Source organism: Pantoea eucrina (assembly GCF_002095385.1).
In the GTDB taxonomy this organism is placed as follows: Bacteria; Pseudomonadota; Gammaproteobacteria; order Enterobacterales; family Enterobacteriaceae; genus Pantoea; species Pantoea eucrina.
The window spans coordinates 1-8,877 of the sequence record NZ_MIPP01000070.1 but is presented as its reverse complement, the minus strand read 5'-3'; the positions used below and the strand labels follow the sequence as shown (position 1 = coordinate 8,877).

Below are 8,877 nucleotides of genomic sequence, written 5' to 3'. Positions count from 1 at the left end.
GGTGGCCACTCTCGAAGATCCGCCGCGCGGCGGCAGCGTCGATTTGCGTGACGCGCTGAACCATCCCCAGCCGCAGTGGCAGCGGCGGGCGCGGCAGTGGCAGCAGCGTCTGAACGCCAGCGGTGGACGGGTGGATGCCGATCGCATTCCGCTGCTGCTGGCGGCGGGTTTTGCCGACCGCATTGCGCAGCGGCGCGGCGAGAGCGCACGCTACCAGCTGGCAAACGGTCTCGGCGCCATGCTGGATGAGGATCACGGCCTTAGTCGCTATCCCGCCCTGATTGCGCCCGCGCTGCTGCAGGGGGCGGGCGCGGCGGACGCACGCATGCTGCTGGCGCTGCCGGTGGACCTGACGGCGCTGCGGGCAGCGCTGCCGCAGCTCATTACCCGCCGGGTTGACGTGGAATGGGATGAGGAGAGAGGCACGCTGCGCGCCTGGAAGCGCGAACTGCTGGGCGCGCTGGTGCTCAGCGCGCAGCCGCAGGCGCGACCAGAGCCGGACATTCTGCATCCCGCCATGCTGCGCTGGATACGCGAAAAGGACCTGTCTGTACTGGCTGGACGCCGGAAGCGGAGCAGCTGCGCCTGCGCCTGCAGTGCGCGACGCAGTGGTTGCCGGAAGAGGGGTGGCCGCCGCTGGACGATACGGCATTGCTTGATACACTGGAAAGCTGGTTACTGCCTGAGATGACGGGCGTGCGCGATCTGAAAGGGCTGCAGGGCATTAACCTCAGCCGGGCATTATTACATTTGCTGACATGGTCGCAACGTCAGCGGCTGGATAGTGCGCTGCCAACTCACTACACTGTGCCGACCGGAAGCCGCCTGCCCATCCGCTATCACGCAGAGAATCCGCCCGCGCTGGCCGTTCGCCTGCAGGAGATGTTTGGCGAGGCGCAGAATCCGGCTATCGCTGAGGGCCGCGTGCCGCTGGTGCTGGAGCTGCTGTCACCGGCGCATCGTCCGCTGCAGATCACCCGCGATCTGGCGGCGTTCTGGCGCGGCGCGTACCCCGAGGTGCAGAAAGAGATGAAAGGGCGCTACCCCAAACATCCATGGCCGGACGATCCGGCCAGCGCCCTGCCAACAAGGCGCACCAAAAAGTTTTCCCCGTAACCCTGTGGATCGAATTCAGAGGGTTCTGCCATGCGCAGCGGGAGAAAGCAGTTAGAGTAACGGCCGCAGCTACCGCTATGCCTGGAGAGAAGAGAGTATGTCTGGGAACGATCGCGAACCTATTGGGCGCAAAGGAAAAGCGCCAAAGCCGCCGCGCACTACCGCGCGGCGCGGGCACCGCAAAGAGCCTGATGGCCACATCGGGCAAACTGATATTGATGAAGATTATGAGGAGAGCGCTCCGGTGCCACCGAAAAGTAAAGGAAGGGGTAAAGGCCCGCAGCGCGGCAAGCGCCGCTGGTTAGGCTGGCTCATTAAGCTCTTCCTCGTTGTTGTTGTTGTGATGGCGGCCTGGGGCGTCTATCTCGACTCTGAGATCCGCAGCCGTATTGATGGTAAAGTCTGGCAGCTGCCTGCCGCCGTCTACGGGCGCATGGTCAGCCTTGAGCCTGGCATGGCCTATGATAAGAAAGAGATGATTGCGCTGCTGGAAGGTACGCAGTATCGCGAAGTGTCGCGCATTACGCGTCCGGGCGAGTTCAGCGTCAAGGGCAATACCATCGATCTGCTGCGCCGGCCGTTTGATTTTCCTGACAGCAAAGAGGGACAGATCAACGCGCGTCTGACCTTCAGCAACGATGAGCTCTCCGGTATTAAAAATCTCGATACCGGGCGCGACTTCGGTTTCTTCCGTCTCGATCCGCGCCTGATCACCATGCTGCAGTCGCCTAACGGCGAACAGCGTCTGTTTGTGCCGCGTGCCGGCTTCCCGGATCTGCTGGTCGATACGCTGATCGCGACCGAAGATCGTCACTTCTATGAGCATGACGGGATCAGCCCTTACTCGATCGGCCGTGCATTTCTGGCCAACATCACCGCCGGAAAAGCGGTACAGGGCGGCAGTACGCTGACGCAGCAGCTGGTTAAAAACCTGTTCCTGACCAATGAGCGCTCACTATGGCGTAAAGCGCGTGAAGCCTATATGGCGGTGATCATGGATGCGCGTTACAGCAAAGATCGCATCCTTGAGCTCTACCTCAATGAGGTCTATCTCGGTCAGGCCGGTAACGATCAGATCCGCGGCTTCCCGCTGGCCAGCCTCTACTATTTCGGGCGTCCGGTTGATGAGCTCAGCCTCGATCAGCAGGCGATGCTGGTCGGAATGGTAAAAGGCGCCTCGCTCTACAACCCGTGGCGGAATCCAAAGCTGGCGCTGGAGCGACGTAATCTGGTGCTGCGTCTGCTGCAGCAGCAGCAGGTGATTGACCAGGAGCTGTATGACATGCTCTCGGCGCGTCCGCTGGGCGTACAGCCTAAAGGCGGCGTGATCACCCCGCAGCCCGCCTTTATGCAGATGGTGCGTAATGAGCTGCAGGCGAAGCTGGGCGACAAGGTAAAAGATCTCTCGGGCGTGAAAATTTTCACCACGCTCGATCCGGTTTCACAGGACGCGGCTGAAAAGGCGGTAGAAGAGGGGATCCCCACGCTGAAGAAACAGCGCGGGCTGAAAGATCTGGAAACCGCCATGGTGGTGGTAGACCGCTTCAGCGGTGAAGTGCGTGCTATGGTTGGCGGTTCCGATCCGCAGTTTGCCGGCTATAACCGCGCGCTGCAGGCGCGCCGCTCTATCGGCTCGCTGGCGAAACCGGCTACCTATCTGACCGCGCTGAGTCAGCCCAACAGCTACCGGCTGAACAGCTGGATCGCGGATGAACCGATTGCGCTGAAGCAGCCCAACGGCAGCGTCTGGAAGCCAATGAACGACGATCGTCGCTTCAGCGGCAAGGTGATGCTGGTGGATGCGCTGACTAACTCCATGAACGTGCCAACGGTTAATCTGGGCATGACGCTGGGGCTGGATGCGGTAGTGGATACCTGGAATAAACTGGGCGTGTCGAAAGATCAGCTACATCCGGTGCCGGCGATGCTGCTGGGCGCGCTGAACCTGACGCCGGTGGAAGTGGCGCAGGCGTTCCAGTCGATCGCCAGCGGCGGCAACCGTGCTGACCTGTCGGCGGTGCGTTCGGTCATCGCTGAAGATGGCTCGGTTCTGTTCCAGAGCTTTCCGCAGGCGCAGCGCGTGGAGCCTGCTCAGGCGGCCTATCTGACGCTCTATACCATGCAGCAGGTGGCGGAACGCGGTACCGCCCATGCTCTGGGCGCACGCTATCCGAAAGCGCACCTGGCGGGCAAAACCGGGACCACCAACGATCTGATCGACAGCTGGTTTGCCGGTGTGGACGGTAAAGAAGTGGCAATTACCTGGGTCGGACGTGATAACAACCAGACGTCGAAACTCTATGGCTCCAGCGGTGCGATGCAGATTTACCGTCGCTATCTCGATAATCAGGCGCCGATGCCGCTGGTCCTGACGCCGCCGGAGGATATCACGCAGATGAACGTTGATTCTGCGGGTAATTTCGTCTGCGGATCTGGCAGCAGTACCTGGCGTTCACTGCCGGTCTGGACGCTGGATCCGGCCGCACTCTGCCAGCAGCAGATGGAGCAGCAGCAGGTGTTCCAGCAGCAACAGCAGCAGCAGCCTGAGCAGCAACAGCAACAGCAACAGCAACAGCAGCAACAGTCGCAGAATGAGCAAAAGGATTCTGACGGCGTGGCGGGCTGGATCAAAGATATGTTCGGCAGTAAATAAGTCATCCCTTCATACAGGGCGCTCCGGCGCCCTTTTTTTTGCCTCCGGTTTTTTATCCGCGATCAATCGATGCTGCAATCGGGCAGTAATTGCGGCAATCGCGCAGATTACATCTTGCAGATCGCGCGCAGCTTCGCCTAGAATCTTTGCGTCTGATAATCATTATCGTTTTCATTCGCCCGCATTGTTCATCTGTTGAGAGACTCCTTCATGAGTGCGCGAACTACTTTTTTCCGGCCGGAGCTGACGCCTCGTCGCCCGCTGGCTTTATTCATTGCGTTAACACTGGGTACGCTGAGCGCGCAGGCGCTGGCAGAAGAGACTGTTGTTGTCACCGCTGCCGATACCGGCACGGTGGCACAGGAGAACGCCTGGGGCCCGGCCCCGACCATTGCGGCGAAGCAGAGCGCCACCGGCACCAAAACCGATACGCCGATTGAAAAAAACCCGCAGTCGGTTTCGGTGGTGACGCAGGAAGAGATGGCGATGCATGCCGTCACCAGCGTTAAAGGGGCATTCAACTATACCCCTGGCGTACTGACCGGTAACCGCGGCAGTTCGGACGTGATTGATGCACTCTCGATTCGCGGCTTCAGCGAAACCAACACCAATCAGTATCTGGATGGCCTGAAACTGCAGGGCGACAACTACTCAGAATTCGCCATCGATCCCTGGTTCCTGGAGCGTGCGGAGCTGCTGCGCGGCCCGGTATCGGTGCTCTATGGAAAAAGTAATCCGGGCGGCGTAGTGGCGCTGGTCAGCAAGCGCCCCACGCAGGAGACGCTGCGTGAAGTGCAGTTCCAGATGGGCAATGACAATCTGTTCTCAACCGGTTTCGATTTCGGCGGCGCGCTCGATGACGCAGGCGTCTACAGCTATCGTCTGACCGGCCTCGCGCGCAGCGCTGATGCGCAGCAGGCGATGAACAAAGAGAAGCGCTACACCATTGCGCCTTCATTCAGCTGGCGTCCGGACGAAAATACGCGTTTTGACCTGCTGACTTACTTCCAGAATGAACCGGAAACCGGCTATTACGGCTGGCTGCCGCGCGAAGGCACGGTGGCGGGCATCACCCGCCCGGACGGCAGCAGTTACAAACTGCCGACCCATTTTGATGAAGGCGAAGAGAGCAACAAGATTTCGCGCAACACCAAAATGGTCGGGTACAGCGTTGAGCATAGCTTCAGCGATACCTGGACGGTGCGGCAGAACCTGCGCTATGCCGAACTGCGTACGGATTACCGCAGCATTTATGGCTTCGGTTATAACCCTGATAATCAACGTATTACCCGTAATGCGGCATTCTCGAAAGAGAAACTCAACCAGTTCGCGGTTGATACGCAGGCCCAGGCTAACTTTGCTACCGGTGATTTAGCTCATACCTTGCTGCTGGGCGTTGATTTCCAGCGCACCCGTAACGACATTGATGGTCAGTTTGGTGTCGCCAGTGGTCTTAGCCCATTCAATCCGCAATATGGTGATGACAGCTATACCCCTTATACCAATCCTTATCAGCATTTAAATCAGCAGCGCCAGACTGGCCTGTATGCGCAGGATCAAATGGAATGGAACCGCTGGGTGTTAACACTCGGTGGCCGCTACGATTACGCGATGAACTCCGTTACCGATCGGGTGGAAAATTCCGTAGACCGTCAGAATGATCAGGCATTTACCTGGCGCGGCGGGGTTAACTACGTATTCGATAATGGTATTGCACCTTACTTCAGCTATAGCGAAGCGTTCATCCCGAATGCTGGTGCGACAGGGAACGGTCAGGCGTTCGATCCTTCACGCGCTAAGCAGTATGAGGCAGGCGTAAAATATGTGCCGAAAGATCGTCCGATTGTTATGACGGCCGCTGTGTATCAGCTCACCAAAACCAAAAACCTGACGGCCGATCCTGATAATCCGCAGTTTAGCGTGCAGAGCGGCGAAATCCGTTCACGCGGCGTGGAGCTGGAAGCGAAAGCCGCGGTGAACGCCAGCATCAACCTGACGGCGGCTTACTCTTATACCGATGCGGAATACACCGAAGATAACTTGCTGAAAGGCCGCACGCCGGTGCAGGTGCCGAAACACATGGCATCGCTGTGGGGCGACTACACCTTCCATGACACGGCGCTATCGGGCGTAACTATCGGTGCCGGTGTGCGTTACGTCGGTGAAAGCAAAGGATTGTATGCCAGCGGTAGCAACGTGAACCAGAACTTCGATGTCGCCGCTTACACCACGGTAGACGCCGCGCTGAAGTACGACCTGGGTCGCTTCGGCCTGCCGGGTTCGACTGTGGGCGTCAACGTCAACAATCTGTTCAATCGTGACTACGTCGCCAGCTGCTACCGCGACTACGCCTGCTACTGGGGCGCTGAGCGCCGTATCGTGGGTACCGCTACCTTCCGTTTCTGAGACTGATATCCGGGCGCGCTGCGCCCGGTAGCCAGGGAGTACCATGCTGCATTCGCACTACGCCGAAACCACTTTTGCGCTGGATAGTGCCAGCTTTCACGTGCCGGGGCGCACGCTGCTGCATCCGCTGTCGCTTACGTTTACACCGGGAAAAGTGACCGCACTGATTGGCCATAACGGCTCGGGAAAATCGACCCTGCTGAAAATGCTGGGGCGCCATCATGCTGCGACGGCAGGAGAAGTGCTGCTGAATGGCGAACCGGTGGCGCACTGGAACAGCAAAGCGTTTGCACGTCAGGTGGCCTATCTGCCTCAGCAGCTGCCTGCGGCAGAAGGCATGACGGTGCGCGAACTGACGGCGATGGGGCGCTATCCGTGGCACGGTGCGCTGGGACGTTACGGCGCGGAAGATCGCAACCGGGTTGAGGAGGCGATTGCGCTGGTGGGGCTGAAACCCTTTGCCGGCCGTCTGGTGGATAGCCTCTCCGGCGGCGAGCGTCAGCGCGCCTGGCTGGCGATGCTGGTGGCGCAAAATAGCCGCTGCCTGCTGCTGGATGAGCCGACGTCGGCGCTGGATATTGCGCATCAGGTTGAGGTGCTGGCGCTGATCCAGCGGCTGAGCCGCGAGCGCGGACTCACCGTGATTGCCGTGCTGCACGATATCAACATGGCGGCGCGCTACTGCGACAGGCTGGTGGCGCTGCGTCAGGGCGAGGTTATCGCCGAAGGGGAACCGGCGGCGATCATGCAGGCTGACGTGCTGGGCACGATCTACGGTATTCCGATGGGCATACTGCCGCACCCGCAGGGCGGCGCGCCCGTCAGTTTTGTTCGCTGAGGAGCAGGGATGATCTCACTGACCCGTCGTCGTCTGCTGACGGCGCTGGCGCTCTCGCCGCTTATGCAGTGCGCGCCGCTGCGTGCTGCCGTGCCGGACAATTCACGCATTCTGGCGCTGGAGTGGCTCTCAGCTGAACTGCTGATGGCGCTGGGCGTGGCACCGCTCGGCGTGGCGGATGTACACAACTACAATATCTGGGTTGGCGAGCCGCCGCTGCCTGCCAGCACCGTCGATCTTGGCCTGCGTGGTGAACCTAATCTGGAGCTGATGACGCAGCTGGATCCCTCACTGATCCTGTACTACAGCGGCTTTGGTCCGTCAGCAGAAACGCTGCAGCATATCGCCCCGACGCTGGGTTTTTCGCTTCACAGCGGCGACGGCAAGCCGTTCAGCGCCGCGCAACACTCGCTGCGGCAGCTGGGCGCGCACATTGGACGCGAGGCGCAGGCGGAGCAGCATCTGCAGGAGACCGGACAGCAGCTGGCGGCGGCACGGGTGCGCCTGCAGGGATGGGCCGGACGACCAATCCTGCTGATGTCGCTGCTCGACAGCCGGCACGCCATTGTTTTCGGGCAGAACAGCCTGTTTCTGGATGTCATGCAGCGGCTCGGTCTTACCAGTGCCTGGCAGGGTGAAACCAGCTACTGGGGCAGCGCGGTCATCGGCCTGGAGCGGCTGGCTGAAGTGGGTAACGTTGAGGTGCTCTGCTTTGACCACGATAATCAGCGCGATATGCAGCAGGTGACCCGCACCGCGCTGTGGCAGGCATTGCCGTTTGTGCGTGCTGGCCGCTTCCGGCGCGTACCGGCCGTATGGTATTACGGTGCCACGCTGGCAGCCCTGCGATTTGTACGCGTGCTGGAAAGCGCGCTGGAGCCCCGTTAATGCGTATCTCTCTTTTTCCCGCCGCGCTGCTGAGCGCAATATTTGCTATCGCTCTGCTGCTGACCTTTATCAACCTGCAGAACGCGCTGCCGCTGGCACAGTGGCCGCAGGCGTTTTTCACGCCCGATATCGATGCGATTCGCCAGATGGTCTTTCACTACAGTCTGCTGCCGCGTCTGGCACTGGCGCTGCTGCTCGGCGCCGGACTGGGACTGGCGGGCCTGCTGTTTCAGCAGGTGCTGCGTAATCCGCTGGCAGAGCCTGCCACGCTGGGTATCTCCTCCGGCGCTCAGCTGGGCATTACCGTTGCCACGCTGTGGCAGCTGCCGGGTGGTGAGCTTACGCAGCAGTTTGCGGCGACAGGTGGTGCGCTGCTGGTCGGCGTGCTGGTGTTTGGCGTGGCGTGGGGCAGACGGCTTTCACCGGTGACGCTGATCCTCGCCGGACTGGTTCTGAGCCTGTATGCCGGCGCGGTCAATCAGGTCTTTGCTATCTTTAATCACGATCAGCTGCAGAATATGTTCCTCTGGAGCACCGGGGCGCTTAATCAGCTCGACGGGCACAACGTGGCGCTGCTCTGGCCCCGGCTGCTGCTGGCGTTTGTGCTGACGCTGGCGCTGCTGCGTCCGCTGACGCTGATGGGACTGGATGATGGCGTGGCAAAAAATCTTGGCCTGTCGCTTTCCATCGCACGCGTTGCCGCGCTGGCGCTGGCAATTCTGCTCAGCGCGCAGCTGGTGAACATTGCCGGCATTATCGGTTTTATTGGGCTATTTGCGCCGCTGCTGGCAAAAATGCTGGGTGCGCGGCGGCTGCTCAGCCGCATTCTGCTGGCTCCGCTGATTGGTGCACTGCTGCTGTGGCTGGCCGATCAGTCGGTGCAGTTGCTCACGGTGTACTGGCGTGAGATTTCGACCGGCACGGCGACGGCGCTGACCGGGGTGCTGCTGCTGCTGTGGCTGCTGCCGCGGCTGCG

General features: G+C 60.5%; 5 protein-coding genes and 1 pseudogene. All 6 read left to right on the top strand.

Translation table 11 applies throughout. From position 1 onward, the window contains the following. Positions 1-1,116, top strand: a pseudogene (locus HA43_RS18005) (ATP-dependent helicase C-terminal domain-containing protein); the annotation flags it as partial. A 97-nt stretch (positions 1,117-1,213) separates the two neighbouring features. Continuing rightward, positions 1,214-3,769 carry a bifunctional glycosyl transferase/transpeptidase gene (gene mrcB / locus HA43_RS18000; protein ID WP_094112287.1) on the top strand — a complete coding sequence of 852 codons (2,556 nt, stop codon included), beginning with the start codon at positions 1,214-1,216 and terminating at the stop codon, positions 3,767-3,769. A 210-nt stretch (positions 3,770-3,979) separates the two neighbouring features. Then, entirely contained in the window at positions 3,980-6,175 is a 2,196-nt protein-coding gene (fhuA, locus tag HA43_RS17995; protein ID WP_094112286.1) for a ferrichrome porin FhuA, read from the top strand. 43 nt (positions 6,176-6,218) lie between these two features. Further along, positions 6,219-7,013: a Fe3+-hydroxamate ABC transporter ATP-binding protein FhuC gene (gene fhuC / locus HA43_RS17990; protein ID WP_039382680.1), complete on the top strand. Its 795-nt coding sequence runs from the start codon at positions 6,219-6,221 to the stop codon at positions 7,011-7,013. 9 nt (positions 7,014-7,022) lie between these two features. Further along, positions 7,023-7,901, top strand: coding sequence for a Fe(3+)-hydroxamate ABC transporter substrate-binding protein FhuD (gene fhuD, locus HA43_RS17985; protein WP_094112285.1), 879 nt, complete (start codon positions 7,023-7,025; stop codon positions 7,899-7,901). Further along, positions 7,901-8,877 (top strand): iron chelate uptake ABC transporter family permease subunit (locus HA43_RS17980; protein WP_139803630.1); only part of this gene is annotated, 977 nt, incomplete at its 3' end. The genes fhuD and HA43_RS17980, both read left to right, overlap by 1 nt.